This is a genomic window from Bradyrhizobium sp. AUGA SZCCT0177 (genome assembly GCF_018130125.1).
Lineage (GTDB): Bacteria > Pseudomonadota > Alphaproteobacteria > Rhizobiales > Xanthobacteraceae > Bradyrhizobium.
This window is the reverse complement of sequence record NZ_JAFCMA010000018.1, coordinates 109,478-128,150: the sequence shown is the minus strand read 5'-3', so window position 1 is coordinate 128,150 and position 18,673 is coordinate 109,478. Positions and strand designations below refer to the sequence as shown.

Sequence of the window (18,673 nt, the reverse complement as noted above, 5' to 3'; positions counted from 1 at the left end):
GCTAGACTAGCTCCACGATCTTTACCTGCGTCTCCGGATTGGCCTCAATGTAGCGCGGTGTCGTGCGAAGATTGGAGTGACCAGCCAGCACGCAACGACCGTTGCTGCATTCATCCGCGTCATGCTCAGGCGAATTGCTGCAAATGCCTCGCCATGAATCTAAACTTCCCGGAAAGGCTCTAAGGCTTCAGTTTGAACGTGCCCCACATGTCCGAGAGGTGAATAATGCACCAGAAATTAACGTCAGCCTGAAAGTTGTCCATTATCTGGAGCTTTACCGACGGGAGTAGTTCGACATTAAACCGGCTGCGGCCGCACTCGACCTCGCGCAGCACGTGGTTGGGCTTGGTACTAGGATCCTCTCCGCAAGCGAGGACCAGTTGCAAATTCTCAGCGGCGTTTGGATCGCTGCCCGGCTTGTCCAGCGTTACGACGCCGTGGCCCAAGGTCGCGAGCCTGAACTCGATCACGTCACCCTTCTTTACTTCTACGGGAAGCGGGTTGACCCCGGGATTGGTGCCAAGCCTCCATTTGGCGCCCTGGTTCGTGATCACGATGTTATCGGCTCGGGCGGGGCCCGAGGCCAGCAAGCCGGGCCCAAGCAAACCCAACGACAGCAACACTGCATTGAGCGATGTTCGCATGGCATCCTCCTGTAAGTATTTCACCTGACGACGAGCGCCGGTTTCACGACAGATGACGGAAAACACCTATTGCGTCGCGGGCATCGGCTTCCATACCTCGATCGGAGCCATGAGGCCGGTGTCTTCATGTTTCAGTATGTGGCAGTGGAACACGTAACGGCCGACTTGCTCTTCGGCGACAAAGCTCATGATGACAAAAACTTTTTTGGACGGAGGCATCGGGATGGTGTCGTGCCATTCCGTATTCTTGTCCGCCGCCTTGGCCTCGTACAGCTTGTAGACCGGCCCCTTGCACGCGGGCGGATCGGCGCAAACCTCCGCCGGCTCATTTGTCACGTCGATCTTGAATTGGTCGGTGAGTTCTTTGGCGGTTGCCAGGCGAAATTTCATCTGGTGGATATGGAAATTGTGAAGTTGACCGGTCCCGTTCTTGAGCACCCAAAGTTGTTGTTGGCCGCTCGTGTTTCCGGGGCTGCTGGGATCGGCGAAGACGCACACATGCGGCCGCAGACCATTGCTGTTGTCCCAGTCAATGTTTCCGTCGCCGAGATCGTAGTCCTCGAATGGGATGCCCACGAGGCCTTCGTCCGGGTCGATCTTTCCCACCGTCTTTGCATCGACTGACACGAAACTGTCGTATGGCACTGGTGAAGTGCTGCCATCCGGCGGATGCACGATCTCGGTCAGGACGCTCCAATTTATTATTTTGCCGGGTGGCGGGATGCTGACGTCTTTGAATGTCACCCTTCGATGCTCATTCTTTGCCGGATCGATGTCGTCGACGCAGCCCTTCGGCTTCGTCGCGACGCGTGCGCCTTTCGACAGGATGACGGCCTGAAGATCAGCTCTTGCTGCAACCGCATTGAGCGCAATTTCCTCGGTGCATGATACGGTGCTCGCTTTGAGCACGATACGTATCAGTTGAATTTCGGGCCAACGATCGCTTTTTGTGTTGTTGACGGTGCCGGCATTCAGACCTTTGGTGCGCAAGACATAGGTCCGTTCTTTTGGTCGCAGGCAATCATTGCGAATGAAAATTTCAGCGCGTGAGGCCGGCATCAGAACGAGATCGTCCACCGGCGTCGCCTGAACGGGTATCCGGTTCGGGTCAGCGAGAACCGCCTTGGCGGGAACCACCCCATCGACGCCCACAAGAAGCAGCTTTTGCTTGTCGGCCTCGTTCTGCTCGTTATTGAGCTCCAGCCAATAGACGACGTTCGGGCTCAGGTTGCCGAGACGGAGCAGCAGGTTCCTTCCACCCTCCACCGTGATTGTGGGGAAGCGCTGCCCGTTGACGGTGAAAAGCCAGGCGTTGTCCTTATCTCGCTGGCAATACCCCTTCCGGAGCTGCTTGGCGTCCTCGTCCTCTTTGAGTTGCCCATCGACCAAGCGCCACACCCCGCACTCGCCATCGTCCTTGACCCAGCCCTTGAGGTCGGGCGCCCAGGTTGCGGTCTTGGGCGTAGCCGTGCCGGCATCCGGCAGCGCGTCGATCCTTCGCAGCGAGATGTCGCGCAGCAACGCATAACGGACGTCGGTCCGCGCCTTGAGGCCAGCGGTTGCCTGCGGGTCATCAAGGCATTTGGTCTGATCGGCTGGATCCTTCTTGCACGCCACCACGTTTGCCTTTGCGTCGCCGACGGAAAGCAATCCCGACAGCCCGCCCATTACCTGATCCGACGAGCGTCCGTGCATATGAGAATGGTACCAATTGAGTCCGCTCGGATGCGGGATCTTGCCGACCTCGTCGAGGACGCGCGCGTCGAGACTGTGTGGTATTGGCACGTGATAAGCGAACGGCGCCTCACCTGGCTTCCAATATGTATAGACGTTGTCGCCGTCGCCCTTCCTTGCGGCATCATCGTTGGGATCATTTGTGCGGCGGGCATTCCGGGGAGTTACAACACCGCCATGGAAAAAATGCAGGTTGGTGGCGTTGTCGGTCCCGTGGTGTCCCGCGTTCGCACCATCCGAGTCTGATGGCACCCGGGGTTTGAGCGAATTCTCGAGCACCGCTGCCGCGGTATCGCCAACGTCTACTTCGATCACTGGCGATAAATAGAAGCCATTGTAGTTCTCAGTCTCAACCGTGTAACCGCCGACCTTGATCTCGCTGGTCACCGCCTTGAGGTTTACCTGCACGCGTTTGGCGTTTGGAAGACCCGGAACCGGCTGATCTGTTACCGTACAGAGGGCTGCCGGCGCGGTTGATGCGGCGGGATCTCGCGAACATACTGGCGGCAGCACCAACTCGCACTCGCCCACTGTTGGATCTTGTGCGCAGGTGATCTGGCCATGGGACGGTTCGATCCCGAGAGGAAGGATCAAGACAGCCGCAATTGCCCAGGCAAAGTATGAATTGGATATACGAGCAGCCCGAATATGAGTCACTGCAATTGACTCCCGCTAGCGCACATCACAGCACAATCAAAGCGTGTGCACAACAGCGGTTGCACTGCGGCAAAACGCCCGCAGGCAATGACGACTAGCTAGGCCGCGGCGGAAACCACGCGATTGCGCCCGTCGTGCTTGGCGCGATAGAGCGCCGTGTCGGCGCGTTTAAGCACGTCGGCGACCGCCTCGCCCTTGCGCTCCAGCGTCGACAGCCCGATCGAGACCGTGACCTCGATGCGCTTGGTGCCCTTGGCGATGGCGAACGTCTCGCTCACGATCGAACGGCGCAGCCGCTCGGCCACCATGCCTGCCACATGCAGGTCGGTTTCCGGCATCACGATGACGAACTCCTCGCCGCCGTACCGGCAGGCGAGATCGATGCCGCGGATCGACTTGCGGATGCGCACCGCGAATTCGCGCAGCACATCGTCGCCGGCGTCGTGGCCGTAATTGTCGTTGATCGCCTTGAAGAAATCTATGTCGAGGATCATCAGCGCCAGCGGCTTGCCGCGGCTCGAGGCCTGTTCGGCCAGCGTCGCCAGATGGCTTTCCATGTAGCGGCGGTTATGCAGACCGGTCAGCGCGTCGGTGATCGCCATTTCGATCGAGTTCTGCACGTTGTCGCGCAGATGGTCGGTATAGCGGCGCTTGCGGATCTGGGTGCGCGCGCGCGCCAGCAATTCGTTCTTGTCGACCGGGCGCAGCAGATAGTCGTTGACCCCGATCTCGAGCCCGCGGAGCAGCCGCGCATTGTTGTCGGCATCGGAGATCGCCAGTATCGGCACCTGACGGGTCCGCTCCAGCGAGCGCGCCTGGCTGCACAGCCGCAAGCCGTCGTAGTTTTCGAGGCTGAGGGAGACGATCAGCAGATCGTAATTGCCTTCGGCGGCATGAAACAACGCTTCGGCCGGATTGGCCTCGACATCGACGGTATGCTCGGTGGAGAGCAGCGGCGCCAGCCGCTCGTAGGATGACGGGCGGTCGTCGACCAACAGGATGCGCCCGCCGACGCCCTTGTCGGCCACCGCCGTACGTTCGGGCGCTTCCATGCCGATTTCCAGCGAGGTGATGGCGCGCATGCGCAGCTCATCGGTCATCATCTTCAGCCGCGTCAGCGAGCGCACGCGCGCGATCAGCACCACGTCGGACACCGGCTTGGTCAGGAAATCGTCGGCGCCGGCCTCCAGGCCGCGCACGCGATCGGACGGGCTATCGAGCGCGGTGACGATCACGACCGGAATGAAATGCGTGGCCGGGTTGGACTTCAGCCGGCGGCAGACCTCAAAGCCGTCCATATCGGGCATCATGACGTCGAGCAGGATGATATCGCATTCTGCGCGCGAACAGACATCCAGCGCCTCGGCGCCGTTGGTGGCGGTCAGTACATCGAAATACTCGGCCGACAGACGGGCTTCCAACAGCTTGACGTTGGCGGGAACATCATCGACGACCAGGATACGCGCAGACATCGAAACTCACTCCCACTACCCAATAAAACGCCGTACTGTCTCAATAAACTTGCCGACCGAAATTGGTTTGGACAAATACGCCTCGCAGCCGCCTTCGCGGATGCGTTCCTCGTCGCCCTTCATGGCGAATGCCGTCACCGCGACCACCGGTATCGCGCGCAGTTCCGGATCGTCCTTGATCCAGCGCGTCACCTCGAGGCCGGATACCTGCGGCAATTGAATATCCATCAGGATCAGATCGGGGCGCAGCTTGCGAACGAGATCGAGCGCCTCGAAGCCATTGCTGGTGCCGGAGGTCTGATAGCCATGCGCTTCCAACAGGTCGCGAAAGAGCTTCATGTTGAGCTCGTTGTCCTCCACGATCAGGACGGTTTTGGCCATCCCGTCCCTCCCTTATCCCAGGATACAGGCCCGGCCTTTGGGTGCTTCCGCACCGTCTTTCCGGGCTTGTCGAAAAGTGAAATCAAACTAGCGCCAGATTCGCTCTAACCCGTTAAATCCGAGTCCTGTTTTTCTACTAACAAGTGCCATCTTTTCGCGAAGCGGTTTCCACTTGCTTGAACACATTCCGCAGACTCGGGCATGATGGCCATCAAACTAGAGACCATAAGTTAACGGAAAGGCAAACCCGTTTGTTGAAAAAGCCTGTTCACAACCCCCGGGAAGTAGCTGAAATCGTTGCGGTTCAGGCGCTTTCCTTCATTGCGTCCGACCCGGAGCGCCTGGGCCTGTTTCTAGCCGAGAGCGGAATCGGCCCGGAGACGCTCCGGACGGCCGCCGCCGACCCGCAATTTCTGGCCAGCGTGCTGGATTTCGTGATGCGCGATGACGCAACCGTGAAGGCGTTTGCGGCCGCCTCCGAGCTCCATCCGACCAACATCGCCGCCGCCCGTCAGGTGCTGGGCGACCCGCATTGGGAGCGCGACGTGCCGTGAGCGCACTGGCGCAGGCACCAGTGCGGCGAATTTGAAGTTCCTACCAGACTCGCGGTAACCTCTTCGTAGGAACTTCAAATTCATCAGCCGCACTGGCAAAAATAATGTTGCTGGTGCTCCTTATCATTCCGCAGTTCGCATAGGTGGTGCGGCAAATGCGTGCGAACTGCGGAATGGGAGCACCAGTCGGTCCGCGCTGTTTTTGCCGGGATTGCCTCGGCGACCTCGACATCAAGGCCAGGCGGTGCGGTGAATGCGGCTCCCCTCGCCTGGTTCGGCACCCTTCGTTACCGGCGCTGGCGATGGCGCATATCGATTGTGACGCATTCTACGCGACGGTGGAAAAGCGCGACAACCCGGAACTTGCCGACAAGCCGGTCATCATCGGCGGCGGCAAGCGCGGCGTGGTGTCGGCCGCCTGCTACATCTCGCGGACGTTTGGCGTGCGCTCGGCGATGCCGATGTTCAAGGCGCTGGCGCTGTGTCCCGCGGCGATCGTGATTCGGCCGGACATGGCCAAATATGTCCGGGTCGGCCGCGAGGTGCGCCACGCCATGCAGACGCTGACGCCGCTGGTCGAGCCGCTGTCGATCGACGAGGCGTTTCTCGACCTTTCCGGCACCCAGCGCGTCCACGGCATGATCCCGGCCAAGGTGCTGGCGCGCTTTGCCCGTGACGTCGAGCGGGACATCGGCATCACCGTGTCGGTCGGCCTGTCCTGCAACAAGTTCCTCGCCAAGATCGCCTCCGATCTCGACAAGCCGCGCGGCTTTGCCGCCCTCGACCAGGCCGAAGCCCGCGAGATGCTGGCCGACAGGCCGGTCGGTTTCATCTATGGCGTCGGCCCCGCGACCCAGGAAAAGCTGCTGCAGCGCGGCTTTCGCACCATCGCGGACCTGCAGCGCGCCGACGAGGTCGATCTGATGAAGCAGTTCGCCAGCGAAGGCCGAAGGCTGTGGCGGCTGGCGCGCGGCATCGACGACCGCCTGGTGGTGCCCGATCGCGGCGCCAAGACGATTTCGAACGAGACCACCTTCGATAATGACATCCGCGATTTCGCGACGCTGGAGCGAACGCTGTGGCGGCTGTCGGAGAAGGTGTCATCGCGCCTCAAAAGCAGCAACCTTTCCGGTTTGACCATCACACTGAAATTGAAGACCGCCGATTTCAGGCAGCGCACCCGCTCGCAATCGATCCAGGCGCCGACGCAACTGGCGGCAAAGATCTTTGCGGTGTCCCGAGAATTGCTGGCGAAGGAGATCGACGGCACCGCCTTTCGCCTGATGGGCACCGGCGTCAGCGCGCTGCGCGCAGGCTCGCAGGCCGACGACACCGACATGCTGGATCGCCGCTCGGCCCACGCCGAGCGCGCGATGGATGATCTGAGGAAGAAGTTCGGCAATGCCGCTGTGATCAGGGGCATTGCGTATAAGGGGCCGGTGGGGGACGAAGAGGAGGAAGAATAGCTATCTCCTCGTCATTGCGAGCGAAGCGAAGCAATCCACTCTTGGTCATTCCGGGATGGTCCGCAGGACCAGACCCGGTATCTCGAGATTCCCCGATGCGCAATTGCGCATCTGAGGTTCGATGCTTCGCATCGCCCCGGAATGACGGGCTTTCGCCCGTCACTTACACGGCTTGGAATCCCTGACGTCGAATTTGCCCATCGCGCCTGAAATCACAAAATCATTGTAGTCCAGCATCAGCGCGCGGGAGACGCCGTTCTCGAACAACTCGAACGACATCGCATAGACCGGCGTCTGCTCGCCGTCCTTGGCTTTGGCGTCGCGGTCGTAATAGCTCACCGTGACCGGCCAGCGCGTCAGCGACTTCATCTGGTCGTTCGCGGTGGAGGGATCGGGGGAAGCGATGGTCTTGGTGCCGGGAATCGGCTGCCCGATCACCGACAGCGTGTTGTAGACCTTCTCGCCATTATCAGAGCCGTCATAGACCATCAGTTCCAGCACCGACTTGCCTTCGCGGGCAGCCGCGATGATGAGCTGGATCTGCTCGGTCGGGAACACGATCTTGCCTTCGAGGTTGAAGGTCTTCGCCACCGGCTGTTTCAGCTTGACCGTGATGTGATCGCCGGTCCGCTCGGCAACGCCGTCGACCGGGGCGGAATCCGTATCGTTCATCCGCGTGTCGATCTTGAAGCGGTAGCTCTTGCCTGCCGCGTCTTCCCAGGACTTCGAGCGCAAATCGCTGAGCGTCAGCTTGCCCTCGCCGCTGTCGAGCTCCGACACCTGCCTGAATTCGGACGTGTAGCCCTCGCAGGCGCTGCCGGAGAAATTGTAAAGGATGCGCCCGCGCGCGCCGCTGATGGCGTTGGAGCCGCGCGACTTGACCAGGTTGAGTTCGTAGAGCGCCTGATGGGCAAGGAATGGCCCGCTTGCGGCTGACAGCGCTGGCCCGGCCTGGAAAACCGATCCTGTTGCAACGGCTGCGATTGTCAGCACCCAAGCACGAGGCGGAATCCGGAACGGTCGAGCCATGTGTTCTCCTTGTGAAGCGGAAGATTCGATACATTACTGTCGGCCCTATTGCGTCGCAACTAGGGCGGTGTCACGAAATCGTAGGAATTTGACGCCGGAATGCCACGTTTTCCTGCCTGTTCTCGGAAATGCCGCCGCTTGCGGGTATCCGTCTCCAATCCGCCCTCGCTTGCAACCTCGAACGTGATGCGCGAAACAATGCGGACCTGAAAAGGTCAGATGTGGTCAATTTAAACGGGGACGAAACATGGCGGGTACGGTCGAACAGAAGCTGACGGCACAAGGTATCACCTTGCCCGAGCCCCGCGCCGCCATGGCGAACTATGTCGGCTTCGTCCGCACCGGAAACCTGCTGTTCGTCTCCGGCCAAGTGTGCGCCAATGCCGAAGGCAAGCTGATCGCCAAGGGCAAGCTCGGCGCCGGCGTCACCACCGAACAGGGCTATGCCGCCGCACAGGGTTGCGCGGTCAATCTGCTGGCGCAGATCAAGGCCGCGCTCGGTGATCTCGACAAGGTGGTGCGCGTGGTCCGGCTCGGCGGCTTCGTCAATTCGGCGCCGGATTATTTCGACGGGCCGAAGGTGCTCAACGGCGCGTCCGACCTGATGGTCACAGCCTTCGGCGACAAGGGGCGCCATGCCCGCACCACCGTCGGCGTCTCTTCCCTTCCCTCCGATGCGGCGGTCGAAGTCGACGGCGTGTTCGAGGTCTCCTGAAAGCAACGCGCGATGCGAGCGCCTGATTGGTTGACGGCACGGCCGGTCGCCCATCGCGGCCTGCATGACGCTGCGCGCGGCATCCTCGAGAACATGCCGGGCGCGGTGCAGGCGGCGATCGCGGGAAATTTCTCGATCGAGGTCGATATCCAGCTTTCCGCCGATGGCGAGGCGATGGTGCATCATGACAATGCGCTCGGCCGCCTCACCGAGGGCTCAGGCGCATTGCTCGGCAAGACCGCCGCCGAACTGAAGGCGGTCAAATTCAAGAATACGCCGGAGCGGATGATGTCGCTCGGCGATCTCTGCAGCCTCGTCGCCGGCCGCGTGCCCCTGGTGATCGAGGTCAAAAGCCATTTCGATGGCGACCGCAGACTGGTGGGGCGGATGGCCGAGGTGCTCGCTACCTATTCCGGACCCGCAGTCGGTATGTCGTTCGACCCCGACCAGGTGCTGGCGCTGCGCGAGCTGATCCCCTTGCTTCCCCGCGGCATCGTGGCCGAGCGCGAATACACTGAGGACGAATGGCCGGAAGCGTCGGCGGCACAGCGCCGGGGCATGACCCATCTGCGCCACGCCTTCCGCACCCGGCCGCATTTCGTCGCCTATTGGGTCAACGAACTGCCGGCGGCCGCGCCCTGGATCGCCCGCAACATTTTCGGCCTGCCGCTGCTGACCTGGACCGTGCGCACGCCGGACCAGCGCGCCCGCGCCATCAGCTACGCCGACCAGATGATCTTTGAGGGATTTGTGCCCTGACGTCTTGGGCTCGAGGTTTCCCGCCGGGAACCTGATCCGCACTGCACGGCCTTGAAGTCGCGCGTGCAATGCACGATCTTTCCGGATGTTGGTCACCATCGCGATGGCTGATCGCAGTGTGGGACCGGTCCGAATTCTCGATGGCGTCATCCGAAATCACCCTCGAAGCCGTCCCCTCCGCCAGCGATATCCCGGCTGCGGAATGGGACGCCTGCGCCAATCCGAAGGGCGATCCGAACAGCCTCGAAAACCTCGACACGCTGGCTTCACCCGGCGTGGCAGGCGATTCGTGCGCCGACTCAAAACCTGCCTATAACCCTTTCGTTTCTCACGCTTTTTTTGCCGCCGCCGAAGCCTCCGGCTCGGCCTGCGCCCGCACGGGGTGGGGTCCGCGGCATCTCCTCGCCCGGCTCGATGGCGGCATCGCCGGCATCGTACCCTGCTATCTGAAATCGCACTCGCAAGGCGAATACGTCTTCGACCGCGGCTGGGCGGATGCCTATGAGCGTGCCGGTGGCCGCTATTATCCAAAACTGCAGGCCTCGGTGCCGTTTACGCCCGCCACCGGCCCGCGGCTGCTGATCCGCGGCGACGTCGACCACGAGCGGATCGGGACGGCGCTGGCAAGCGGGCTGATGGCGCTGTGCAACGCCACCAACGCCTCTTCTGTGCACGTAACGTTTGCCCGCGAGGCGGAAGCAAAGTTTCTCGGCGCCCAGGGATACCTGCAGCGTACCGACCAGCAGTTCCACTGGCACAATGACGGCTACAAGACCTTTGACGACTTCCTGGGATCGCTGAATTCCCGTCACCGCAAGGCGATCAAGCGGGAGCGGCGCGAGGCCGTGTCCGCCGGCATCACCATCCACCGCCTGACCGGCAGTGACATCACCGAGGAGGCCTGGGACGCCTTCTTTGCGTTCTACATGGAGACCGGCTCGCGCAAATGGGGCCGGCCCTACCTCACGCGAAAATTCTTCTCGCTGATCGGCGAGAGCATGAGCCGGGACGTGATACTGGTGATGGCGCGGCGAGGCGGCCGCTGGATCGCCGGCGCCATCAATTTCATCGGCGGGGACACCCTGTTCGGCCGCAATTGGGGCGCGGTTGAACATCATCCGTTCCTGCATTTCGAGGTCTGCTATTATCAGGCGATCGAGTTTGCGATCGAGCGCGGCCTGAAAACGGTGGAAGCCGGCGCGCAGGGCGAGCACAAGCTGGCGCGCGGATATCTGCCGCAGACGACTTATTCGGCGCATTACATCGCCGATCCTGATTTGCGCCGGGCGATCGCGGACTATTTGAAGCGCGAACGCGCTTACGTCGCCGAGGTCGGGAGGGAACTCACCGAGGCCGGGCCGTTCCGCAAGGCCGCCGACGAGGCTTGACCTTTACAATATCGATCCGAGAATGAGAGCAAACCGAGGGAACCACCATGTCCGCCGCCTATGACACCAACAACATCTTCGCAAAGATCCTGCGCGGCGAATTTCCCTGCCACAAGGTCTATGAGGACGAGCATGTGTTCGCCTTCCTCGACATCATGCCGCGTTCGCCCGGCCACACGCTGGTGGTCCCGAAGGCGCCTGCCCGCAACATCCTCGACATCTCGCCCGACGACTACGCCCATGTCGCCCGCGGCGCCCACAAGATCGCCGCCGCCGCGATGAAGGCCTTCAAGGCCGACGGCATCACCATCCAGCAATTCAACGAACCCGCCGGCGGACAGGTCGTCTTCCACCTCCACATGCACGTGCTGCCACGCCACGAGGGCGTCGCGATGCTGCCGCCGGCGAGCCGCAAGGAAGACGTCAAGGTGCTGGAAGACAACGCGACCAAGCTGATCGCGGCGTTGAAGGGGTAGCGGAGCTGCAAGAGCGTGCCGGGTCCCATGAACCCAACGGCCCGCGCTTACTGCACCCGCGTATCAAGTCTCATTAGACCATCCGCAGTAAAGAGTTGTAGCCGGGAGCGGCTTGCGACAACGGAAAAGCATGCCTCGCGCGTGTTGGGCTCGTTCAGAGTTCGACAGAGGCGATCGCCGTCGACGCGCCATGAACCCGTGAACCGTTCCCGCTGCTCGGCGCCCGCCAGGATCGAAAGCGTCCCATCGGCGCGCAGTTGCCATAGATACGGGCCGCCGCTCAGCATCTCGCCGACCGAAAAAGTCGCCCCGGTCAGTTTCGCCTTGATTTCCTCGCCTGCGAGACGATCGCCCGCCGCGTGAGCCAGACTGACATCCGGCCCGACATCCCTGTCGCCTGCCGCCGACAGAATGAGCCACAGCAGCCGCGCAAGTTGCGGGGTCGTCGGTTCGGGCTTGCGCTGGCCCGGTAGCGGCCCGACCGGGACATCGCTGTTGACGCGATGAACGATGACGAGATCGTAGGCCGGGATCACGAAGGCATACTGCCCTTCAGCACCCATGGCGGCGAAGGTGCCGGCCGGGACCCTGACCATCGGTGCGCCGTTGTTATCGGGAAATCCGATCCACCACAGATATCCGTAGCCGTACCCCCGCCCCTGGTCGGGAAATGCATCGGAATAGGACTGCGTACTTTCGCGAACCCATGCGCTCGGAATGATCTGCCGGCCGTTCCACCGTCCCTCGTGCAGATAGAGCAGCGCAAACCGGGCCAGGTCGCGCGCGCTCATGCGGATGGGATAGGCGGGATGCTCGGAGGGCTTGCCCCTGAAATATTCGCCGTCGCCCGGCTGATAGTCCTGCATCCCGATCGGCCGCGCGATCCGGCCCTGCAAGGCTGTGAAGATTGAGTCTCCCGTGGCGCGCTCATAGATCGTCCCGAGTGCGTTGAAATCCCAGTTGTTGTAGTACCAGAAGGTTCCGGGTGGATGACGGCCGCGCGCGGGGCGTCGTCGGGCCATGCCCGGCGTTTCGTACAGCGCCGCGTGGTAGATGCCCGACCGCGACTTCAGGAGATCGCCGACGGTCGCAGTTTTTTCGGTCGGGGTCAGGCCCGGCGTGTTGTCGTCGATGCCGAGGCTTTCCATGGTCGCGCCGAGTTCGATCTTGTGTTCGTCGACGGCAATACCGATCAGCGCGCTAAGCAGGCTCTTGCGGATCGAATGTAGGTTGGACTTGATCGCAACGTCGCCCCATTGGGCAACAACGAGGCCGTGCTGAACGATCATCACAGCGGCTGACGGCGCGATCTGCTGCGACCAGGATTTTGCCTCCGCCAGTTTTTCGGCCGACCAACCCGCAGCCTCCGGCGTCGTCGACTCAAAGGCCGCGCCGGGATAACGCTCCACGATCGCAGGCGAATCCGCTCGCACCGCCGCACCTGCGGCGAGGCCGAATAGCATGACCGCGGTGAAAAGCCTCAGGCCCGTCCGCTTCATGGAGAATCACTCCGTCTCGAAATCCCCTGCCTGCGGCGGCGCCAGCGGCGTGAACTCGCAGCGATCTGGCTTGAGGTCGATCAGCGGCGTCTCGTCGAGGCAATCGAGGCCGCGCACCAGCACGACGTTGCCTTCGACGCCGACCAGCTTGACGATCGAGGTGCCGATCGGATTGGGCCGCACCGGCGTGCGCAGCGAGAATGCGCCGCGCGTATTGCCGTTGTTCTTCGGGCTTTGCAGCACGAGGTCCCGTCGCGACTGGTGCAGCCAGTAGATCACTTCGAGATTGGAATAGAAGTCGACGCCCTTGATCGCAGGCACCCAGGGCTCGAAAATCTCCAGCCGGCAGACCGGGCCGTCGTGACGGCCCTGCCGCGGGGTTTCCAGCCGCGATTTCCAGGGCGTGCGGATGCGCCCGATGAAGACAAGGCCGGCGTCGCGCGCCGGTGGCATATCGACGGCGAGTTCGCCTTCGCGGATTTCACTTTCCCGAACCATATCCTAATCCAGTGAGATGTTGAGCGCCTTGATCACACCCGCCCAGCGCGCGCGATCGGTTGCGATGAACTGGTCAATCTCGGCCTGGCTGCGCGGACGCAGCGGCGGAAAGCCGACCTTCTCCAGCGAAGCGCGGAACGCATCGTCGGCCAGCGCCTTGTCGAGGCTGGCGGTGATTTTTCGCGCGATATCGTCAGGCAGTTTTGACGATGCTGAAACGCCGTACCAGACGCTGACGCCGTAGTCGGGATAACCGCTTTCGGCCATGGTCGGAACGTCGGGCAGATCGGGGATGCGTTGCGCCGAGCTCACCGCGAGCGCCCGCAGCAACCCGCCCTTCACCGGCGGCAGCGCGGTGCCGAGCGTGTCGAACATCAACTGGATATTGCCCGATATCAGATCGGTCAGCGCAGGGCCCGCGCCCTTGTAGGCGACATGAACCATGTCGACGCCGGCCATCTGCTTGAACATCTCGCCGGCGAGATGAATGGTGCCGCCGGTGCCGGCCGATCCGAAATTGAGCTTGCCGGGATTCTGCTTGGCGTAAGCCACGAACTCCGCCACCGTCTTGGCCGGCACGGAAGGATGGACCTCCATGACAACAGGCAGATCGGTGATCAGCGCCAGCATCCGGAAATCCCGCTGCGGATCATAGGGCAGCTTTTTGTACAGCATCGGATTGAGCACGAAGATCGATGCCGCCGTAAAGAACAGCGTGTAGCCGTCGGGCTCGGCCCGCGCCGCGGCCTCGGCGCCGATCGCGCCCTGCGCGCCGGCCTTGTTCTCGATCACCACCGGCTGCTTCAGGTCGCGGCTGAGATATTCGCCGACCATGCGCCCGAGCACGTCGGTCGGACCGCCCGCCGCATACGGCACGATCAGCTTGATCGCACGGGTCGGATATTCGGCTGCCTGCCCTTGCGGCGCGGCTGCAACCAAACCAAAGGCCATAGCCGCCACTGCGCGCCAATTCATGCCGTTCCCCTTGCCGTTTCTGAGTTGAAGGGACACTACCGGATTATGCAGCGGCTGCAATCAACCGAGCCACCATTTTCCCGCCACCATTGCGACCTCGCCCGAAACGACGCCGGCGAAGATCGAGCGCCGCGTCAGCATGAACACCGCAAAGCCCGCGGCGACCGCGCCATAACGCAGCCAGTCCGGCACGCTCGCGAGCGCGCCCGGCGGCTGCACCAGGATCTGCGCGATGACGCCAGCGAGGATCGCGGTCGCCACCGCCCTCACCCAGATCAGCGCTTCCGAGCCCTCGTCGACGCCGCCGCCGAGCCACAGCCCGAGCATGCGCCAGACCTCGTTGGGCAGGAAACCCGCGATGACAAGCACCAGCAGCGCGTGAGGGTCACCCAGAAAGTTTGCGAACCAATCGTTCATGCGCGCGCCCGCCACCAGTACGCGCCGTAAGCGATCGTGCCGGCCGATATGCCACTGATCAGGATGTCGACGCCGGTCTGCAGCGTCGCGACAAGCGGATACAGCGCGAGCCCAAGCACCAGCGCCAGCACGTCCGATAGCTGGCGGCAGTTGCGCGCGGTCGAGAGCAGGAACGCCAGCGGCGTCAGCATCAGGATCGCGGCGGCGAACAGCGCCGGCAGATTGGCGGCCAGGCCGTAGCCAAGCGCGGTCGCGACCAGACAGACGGAAAGCAGGCCGCAGCCGAGCCCGTGCGTGAATGCGATGCGCCGCGCGCGCGGCACCAGCGGCAACAGCCGATAGCACTCGACCCACAGCGTAACCGCGATGAAATGCGCCGCGAGCACCAGATGACGGCGCTTGGTCCCGGGCATGCGCATCAAGGGCAGCACCGACACCACCATCGGAAACAACCTGATCGCACTGACGGCGACCGCAACCGCCGCCTGCACCACGGTCGCCCCGGAGCCCAGCGTCGTAATCAGGATGATCTGCGCCGGGCCCGCCCAGACCAGAACCGTGCTGCCGAGCACCCAGCCCAGGCTGAAATGGCTGTCATGGGCCAGCGCGCCGATGCCGAGATAGGTCGCAAACAGCACCAGCGTCAGCACGGTGGTGACGACCGAGCGCATGCCCCAAGCGAAGGCGCGCAACGGGCTTTGCCATTTCGGGGAGTCGAGCGGAGGTAGCGCCACGTATAGCCGGCCGGGGGTGAATCCTGTCGGGCATAACGGCGGTGAAACAAGGCGGCGTCAAGCGAGGCCCGCCTCAGGGCTGGCATGCAGCCGCCGGTCCGTGGCCCTACGACGCCGCCATCTGCCTGACGGCGTCATCGTAATTGCCGAGCACGCGCTCCTCCAGATCGGTATCGCAATATTCGACCACCTCGGCGATCTTGTCGCCGCGAAACCTGAACACGAAGCAATACTCATTGTTGTAGCGCTGGCCGCGCTTGGTCTGCACGTCGCCGCGCACTTCGGCCACCACGTAATCGCCTTCTGCGACCAGATTGATGGCGCGTGCCCGATACTCGGTCGCGAACAGCGCAAACAGCGGTTTCAGCAGCTTGGTGCGAACCTCTTCCTGACCACAGAAGCGTTTCGACCAGCTGCTGTGGCCCGGAAAGCGCCAGACATAGTCGGGGTGCACGGACGCGCCGAACACGCTGCGATCGCCGGTCTCCAGCGCCTGATAAATGCGCCGGATGGTGTCCTTGTTCTCGATGGTTCCCATTTGAATTCTCCGTTGCGGGGTGCAACTGACATGCCCGAGACGGGGTCTATTCGTCCAATCGATCGATCATATAGTCGCCATTCGCCCGGTGAATTTCGGCAAGGCTAGACGGCGCCTTCGAGTTTCGGCGCAGCAACGCCGGACAGGAATGACGCCAGGTACATCTTGCCGAGGATGTGCCGGGTCCCGACCGCACCGCGTATGAGCCGTCCTTCGTCGATCGCAAGGCGGAACTGCTCGGGAGTTGGGGCGGAAAGATCGGTGTCGTCCTTCGTCCATGACGCCGCGGCCGACGCGCTAAACATGACGCCCGCATAAAAAAGGCAGGTGAGCGCGCGGACCGACGCCAGCCGGGAAAGAAGCGCCTCGTCAGGCGCGCGGCCGAACCAGGCCGTGAGCAGCACATCTTCCAACTCCTGGGAACGCGCGAACTGATTGAGCACGATCGCCGCATCGACCAGGGGATCGTTGCAACAGGCTGATTCCCAGTCGATCAGCCAGAGCCGTTCGCCGTCGAACAGGATGTTGTTCGGAGTGGGATCGTTGTGGCTGGAGACCAGCCTGGACGCGCCTGCGTCGTAGGCCTCCCGGAGCAGTTCGAGACGCTCCACATGCGCATCAAGCACGCCGGCGGCAAACAGGCCGGTCCGCCGCACATGCGCAAACAGGCGCGCGACGATGTCGCCATAGTTGACGTAATAGGGGAAGACCGCGGTGGCCTGCACCCGCGAGAACAGCTCTCCCAGCGCCTGCGCCAGTGCGGGCGGCCCGCCCGGATAGGTTTTCAGCGGTTGGTGCTCGACGAAGTCGATCACCACGATACGGGCCGCCTCGTCGAGATAGCGAATGGCAGGAGCAATCCCCGCCTCCGTCGCGATACGCATCGAGACATATTGGTGCGGATTGCGCAGCGGGCTTGGTTCGCCCTCGATCCGCAGCAAATAGCGCCGTTGGCCTACTTCGACACGATAGACCGATGCCGTCGTCGCCCCACCTGTCATCGCCGTGATCGCGCCGACCGGAGCCGAGCCAAAGGCGGCAGCGAGCGCTGAGCGCGCGGTCTCGCGATGGGCTATTGAGAACACGTCGAAACCGTCTTTGCTCATGAATGTACCTTACTGCGCGCCAAGGCGGTCGGTCACCCCGGCACGCCCCTGTTTCGCAGCACAAAGCACGCCCCGCCGGCTCGGCGGATGCGGTTGCAGAGATCATCGGCCGCAGGCCGCGTGTCCGCGCCAATCCGCACCTGGTAGAACAGGCTGCTGCCGCGGGTGCGCAGCCGCGCGCTGAGCAGGCTCGGGTCCTGGTCGCCGATCACAGCATTGAGTCGCTTCATCGCGCGCGCATACATGGCCAGCGCCTTGTCGCGGTTGAAGCCAGCGGCGAGCTGCACACCCCACAATTTCGCGGCCGAGAGCGTGATGCGCTGTTCGAGGCCCGTCACGAAGGGATTGGGCGCGCGCTTCAGCAAGGCCATCAGTTCGCGGCAACTGGAGGCTGGTGCGGCTTCCGGCATCTTGCCGTTCCGTCCTGCGGTTGCCCACTCCTCGACCGTTGAGCCGGTGATGGCGACGACATAGTTGCGGGTTTCCTGCGGCATGTATCCCGTGCCGGCGAGCCATTCCTGCACCCGCCTCGGGCCGGCATTATAGGCCGCCGCCGCGAGGCCGAGATTGCCGAACTGATCGCGCAACTCGCTGAGGAACTCGGCGGATTTCGGTAATGCCTGCACGGGATCGAAGGGATCGAGCAGTCGCCGCTCGTTCGCGGTTCCCGGCATGAACTGCGCAATGCCCTGCGCGCGCTGGCCGCTCCTGGTCATCGGCCCCACCGCGTCGGATTGAAAGCGGCTCTCCTGCCAGATCACGCGCGCGAAGAATTCCAGCGGCAGGTTTGCCGCCCTCGCCGCCGATTCCACCATCAGGCACAGCGCCTCGCGCGTATCGCTCTCGCGCGCGGTCTCCTTGGGCTTCTCTGGAGCTGCCGCGTCCGGCTGTTTCGCAGGTTCCTCGACGCCCGGCCGCGCGGGGTCGGTCGGCGCGGATGTCGCGTCCTGGGCGACAGCCTGCGCAAGCGACGCCAGCATCGCCAGCAAGCTCAACCCGGCGCGGAGACCCTGACCTGTTCGCATTGCCGTCTGATTTCCATCGAAGGTACTTAATAGCGGCCCGGCGCTGTCGGTTCCAGAGCGCGGCGTAACCATGTTTGGGCCACGTAAAGCCCTGAATCGCCGCCATCGCGGCCGATGTTAGTTTACGTTAACGCCGCTTTTTGCCGGCCAAAGCCTTTCGCGGCCGATAAAGCGGCGTAAAAGTCTTCCTTTGACTGGGAGATATCGATGCAGGACCGACGCGAGAACGCGCGCGACAAGGTGATTTACGGCGGCGTCGCGGAAATCGGCGAGAACGGCGCGAGCCGTGAATGCATCGTTCGCAACATCTCCGACAAGGGCGCCAGCGTCGAATTCAGCAATACCGCCGACCTTCTGAGGGAACAGATCTCGCCGAGGGAACAGATCTCGCTTCGCATCGCACGTAAAGGCCGCTCCTTCCTCGCCAAGGTGGTGTGGTGGCGCGATAATTTCGTCGGCCTTGCCTTCAGCGGCGAAACGCCGGCCGCGCCCGTCTCCGATCTGGAGGAGCGGCTGCGCAAGAGCGAAATCAAGAAGCGGCAGCTTCAGCGCCGGATCAACGAGCTGCTCGGAGAACGCTGACCGCTGGACGTCGCCTTGCGCGCC

20 protein-coding genes are annotated in these 18,673 nt (G+C 62.8%); 7 read left to right on the top strand and 13 right to left on the bottom strand.

All coding sequences use genetic code 11. From position 1 onward, the window contains the following. Window positions 1–179: 179 nt before the first annotated feature. The 4 genes from JQ597_RS21695 to JQ597_RS21680 all read right to left on the bottom strand — a co-directional run bounded on the left by JQ597_RS21695 (window position 180) and on the right by JQ597_RS21680 (window position 4,888). A complete protein-coding gene (locus JQ597_RS21695) occupies window positions 180–644 on the bottom strand; it encodes a hypothetical protein (RefSeq protein ID WP_212266262.1) in 465 nt (154 codons plus the stop codon). Window positions 645–710: 66 nt separating this feature from the next. Continuing rightward, window positions 711–2,972, bottom strand: a complete 2,262-nt coding sequence (locus tag JQ597_RS21690; RefSeq protein WP_212266260.1) for a multicopper oxidase domain-containing protein — start codon at window positions 2,970–2,972, stop codon at window positions 711–713. A gap of 161 nt (window positions 2,973–3,133) precedes the next feature. Continuing rightward, complete coding sequence (locus JQ597_RS21685) at window positions 3,134–4,507, bottom strand: PleD family two-component system response regulator (protein ID WP_212266258.1); 1,374 nt, start codon at window positions 4,505–4,507, stop codon at window positions 3,134–3,136. A 15-nt stretch (window positions 4,508–4,522) separates the two neighbouring features. Further along, window positions 4,523–4,888, bottom strand: a complete 366-nt coding sequence (locus tag JQ597_RS21680; RefSeq protein ID WP_027538546.1) for a response regulator — start codon at window positions 4,886–4,888, stop codon at window positions 4,523–4,525. A 254-nt stretch (window positions 4,889–5,142) separates the two neighbouring features. Between JQ597_RS21680 and JQ597_RS21675 the strand changes: the two genes are divergently transcribed. Together JQ597_RS21675 and JQ597_RS21670 are read left to right on the top strand one after the other, a co-directional pair. Next, complete coding sequence (locus tag JQ597_RS21675; protein WP_212266336.1) at window positions 5,143–5,442, top strand: DUF3572 domain-containing protein; 300 nt, start codon at window positions 5,143–5,145, stop codon at window positions 5,440–5,442. Between the two features lie 173 nt (window positions 5,443–5,615). Next, entirely contained in the window at window positions 5,616–6,908 is a 1,293-nt protein-coding gene (locus tag JQ597_RS21670) for a DNA polymerase IV (protein ID WP_212266256.1), read from the top strand. A 159-nt stretch (window positions 6,909–7,067) separates the two neighbouring features. Here JQ597_RS21670 and JQ597_RS21665 read toward each other — a convergent pair whose 3' ends face one another. After that, entirely contained in the window at window positions 7,068–7,937 is an 870-nt protein-coding gene (locus tag JQ597_RS21665; RefSeq protein ID WP_212266254.1) for a cell envelope integrity EipB family protein, read from the bottom strand. A gap of 247 nt (window positions 7,938–8,184) precedes the next feature. On the opposite strand from JQ597_RS21665, the gene JQ597_RS21660 reads away from it, so the two are divergent. The 4 genes from JQ597_RS21660 (at window position 8,185) to JQ597_RS21645 (ending at window position 11,275) form a co-directional block, all read left to right on the top strand. Further along, entirely contained in the window at window positions 8,185–8,652 is a 468-nt protein-coding gene (locus JQ597_RS21660) for a RidA family protein (RefSeq protein ID WP_212266252.1), read from the top strand. Window positions 8,653–8,664: 12 nt separating this feature from the next. Continuing rightward, complete coding sequence (locus tag JQ597_RS21655) at window positions 8,665–9,411, top strand: glycerophosphodiester phosphodiesterase (RefSeq protein WP_212266250.1); 747 nt, start codon at window positions 8,665–8,667, stop codon at window positions 9,409–9,411. A 140-nt stretch (window positions 9,412–9,551) separates the two neighbouring features. Beyond that, window positions 9,552–10,799, top strand: a complete 1,248-nt coding sequence (locus JQ597_RS21650) for a GNAT family N-acetyltransferase (protein WP_212266248.1) — start codon at window positions 9,552–9,554, stop codon at window positions 10,797–10,799. A 47-nt stretch (window positions 10,800–10,846) separates the two neighbouring features. Next, window positions 10,847–11,275 (top strand): HIT family protein, encoded by a 429-nt coding sequence (locus JQ597_RS21645; protein ID WP_212266246.1) that lies wholly within the window; start codon window positions 10,847–10,849, stop codon window positions 11,273–11,275. Window positions 11,276–11,322: 47 nt separating this feature from the next. Here JQ597_RS21645 and JQ597_RS21640 read toward each other — a convergent pair whose 3' ends face one another. The 8 genes from JQ597_RS21640 to JQ597_RS21605 all read right to left on the bottom strand — a co-directional run bounded on the left by JQ597_RS21640 (window position 11,323) and on the right by JQ597_RS21605 (window position 18,067). Next, entirely contained in the window at window positions 11,323–12,774 is a 1,452-nt protein-coding gene (locus JQ597_RS21640) for a serine hydrolase domain-containing protein (protein ID WP_212266244.1), read from the bottom strand. A 6-nt stretch (window positions 12,775–12,780) separates the two neighbouring features. Continuing rightward, window positions 12,781–13,272, bottom strand: a complete 492-nt coding sequence (gene tsaA, locus JQ597_RS21635) for a tRNA (N6-threonylcarbamoyladenosine(37)-N6)-methyltransferase TrmO (protein WP_212212375.1) — start codon at window positions 13,270–13,272, stop codon at window positions 12,781–12,783. A gap of 3 nt (window positions 13,273–13,275) precedes the next feature. Then, window positions 13,276–14,247, bottom strand: coding sequence for a Bug family tripartite tricarboxylate transporter substrate binding protein (locus JQ597_RS21630; RefSeq protein WP_249148088.1), 972 nt, complete (start codon window positions 14,245–14,247; stop codon window positions 13,276–13,278). 60 nt (window positions 14,248–14,307) lie between these two features. Further along, on the bottom strand, window positions 14,308–14,664 hold the full coding sequence (locus JQ597_RS21625) for an AzlD domain-containing protein (RefSeq protein ID WP_212266242.1): 357 nt from the start codon (window positions 14,662–14,664) through the stop codon (window positions 14,308–14,310). Further along, on the bottom strand, window positions 14,661–15,398 hold the full coding sequence (locus JQ597_RS21620) for an AzlC family ABC transporter permease (RefSeq protein WP_212266240.1): 738 nt from the start codon (window positions 15,396–15,398) through the stop codon (window positions 14,661–14,663). The genes JQ597_RS21625 and JQ597_RS21620 overlap by 4 nt, the downstream gene beginning before the upstream one ends. Before the next feature lie 106 nt (window positions 15,399–15,504). Beyond that, complete coding sequence (locus JQ597_RS21615; RefSeq protein ID WP_212266238.1) at window positions 15,505–15,936, bottom strand: nuclear transport factor 2 family protein; 432 nt, start codon at window positions 15,934–15,936, stop codon at window positions 15,505–15,507. 104 nt (window positions 15,937–16,040) lie between these two features. Beyond that, window positions 16,041–17,042 (bottom strand): phosphotransferase, encoded by a 1,002-nt coding sequence (locus tag JQ597_RS21610; RefSeq protein ID WP_212266236.1) that lies wholly within the window; start codon window positions 17,040–17,042, stop codon window positions 16,041–16,043. A gap of 32 nt (window positions 17,043–17,074) precedes the next feature. After that, a complete protein-coding gene (locus JQ597_RS21605; protein WP_212266234.1) occupies window positions 17,075–18,067 on the bottom strand; it encodes a lytic transglycosylase domain-containing protein in 993 nt (330 codons plus the stop codon). Between the two features lie 207 nt (window positions 18,068–18,274). Between JQ597_RS21605 and JQ597_RS21600 the strand changes: the two genes are divergently transcribed. Continuing rightward, window positions 18,275–18,649, top strand: coding sequence for a PilZ domain-containing protein (locus tag JQ597_RS21600; RefSeq protein WP_212266232.1), 375 nt, complete (start codon window positions 18,275–18,277; stop codon window positions 18,647–18,649). Window positions 18,650–18,673 lie beyond the last annotated feature (24 nt).

Excerpts from the sequence above, each read along its gene's own strand:
- JQ597_RS21655 (WP_212266250.1), top strand. The coding sequence starts at position 8,665 with ATGCGAGCGCCTGATTGGTTGACGGCACGGCCGGTCGCCCATCGCGGC.
- JQ597_RS21610 (WP_212266236.1), bottom strand. The coding sequence starts at position 17,042 with ATGAGCAAAGACGGTTTCGACGTGTTCTCAATAGCCCATCGCGAGACC.
- JQ597_RS21625 (WP_212266242.1), bottom strand. The coding sequence starts at position 14,664 with ATGAACGATTGGTTCGCAAACTTTCTGGGTGACCCTCACGCGCTGCTG.
- JQ597_RS21615 (WP_212266238.1), bottom strand. The coding sequence starts at position 15,936 with ATGGGAACCATCGAGAACAAGGACACCATCCGGCGCATTTATCAGGCG.
- JQ597_RS21695 (WP_212266262.1), bottom strand. The coding sequence starts at position 644 with ATGCGAACATCGCTCAATGCAGTGTTGCTGTCGTTGGGTTTGCTTGGG.
- JQ597_RS21640 (WP_212266244.1), bottom strand. The coding sequence starts at position 12,774 with ATGAAGCGGACGGGCCTGAGGCTTTTCACCGCGGTCATGCTATTCGGC.
- JQ597_RS21680 (WP_027538546.1), bottom strand. The coding sequence starts at position 4,888 with ATGGCCAAAACCGTCCTGATCGTGGAGGACAACGAGCTCAACATGAAG.
- JQ597_RS21665 (WP_212266254.1), bottom strand. The coding sequence starts at position 7,937 with ATGGCTCGACCGTTCCGGATTCCGCCTCGTGCTTGGGTGCTGACAATC.
- JQ597_RS21605 (WP_212266234.1), bottom strand. The coding sequence starts at position 18,067 with ATGCGAACAGGTCAGGGTCTCCGCGCCGGGTTGAGCTTGCTGGCGATG.
- JQ597_RS21630 (WP_249148088.1), bottom strand. The coding sequence starts at position 14,247 with ATGAATTGGCGCGCAGTGGCGGCTATGGCCTTTGGTTTGGTTGCAGCC.
- JQ597_RS21685 (WP_212266258.1), bottom strand. The coding sequence starts at position 4,507 with ATGTCTGCGCGTATCCTGGTCGTCGATGATGTTCCCGCCAACGTCAAG.
- JQ597_RS21600 (WP_212266232.1), top strand. The coding sequence starts at position 18,275 with ATGCAGGACCGACGCGAGAACGCGCGCGACAAGGTGATTTACGGCGGC.
- JQ597_RS21645 (WP_212266246.1), top strand. The coding sequence starts at position 10,847 with ATGTCCGCCGCCTATGACACCAACAACATCTTCGCAAAGATCCTGCGC.
- tsaA (WP_212212375.1), bottom strand. The coding sequence starts at position 13,272 with ATGGTTCGGGAAAGTGAAATCCGCGAAGGCGAACTCGCCGTCGATATG.
- JQ597_RS21660 (WP_212266252.1), top strand. The coding sequence starts at position 8,185 with ATGGCGGGTACGGTCGAACAGAAGCTGACGGCACAAGGTATCACCTTG.
- JQ597_RS21670 (WP_212266256.1), top strand. The coding sequence starts at position 5,616 with ATGGGAGCACCAGTCGGTCCGCGCTGTTTTTGCCGGGATTGCCTCGGC.
- JQ597_RS21650 (WP_212266248.1), top strand. The coding sequence starts at position 9,552 with ATGGCGTCATCCGAAATCACCCTCGAAGCCGTCCCCTCCGCCAGCGAT.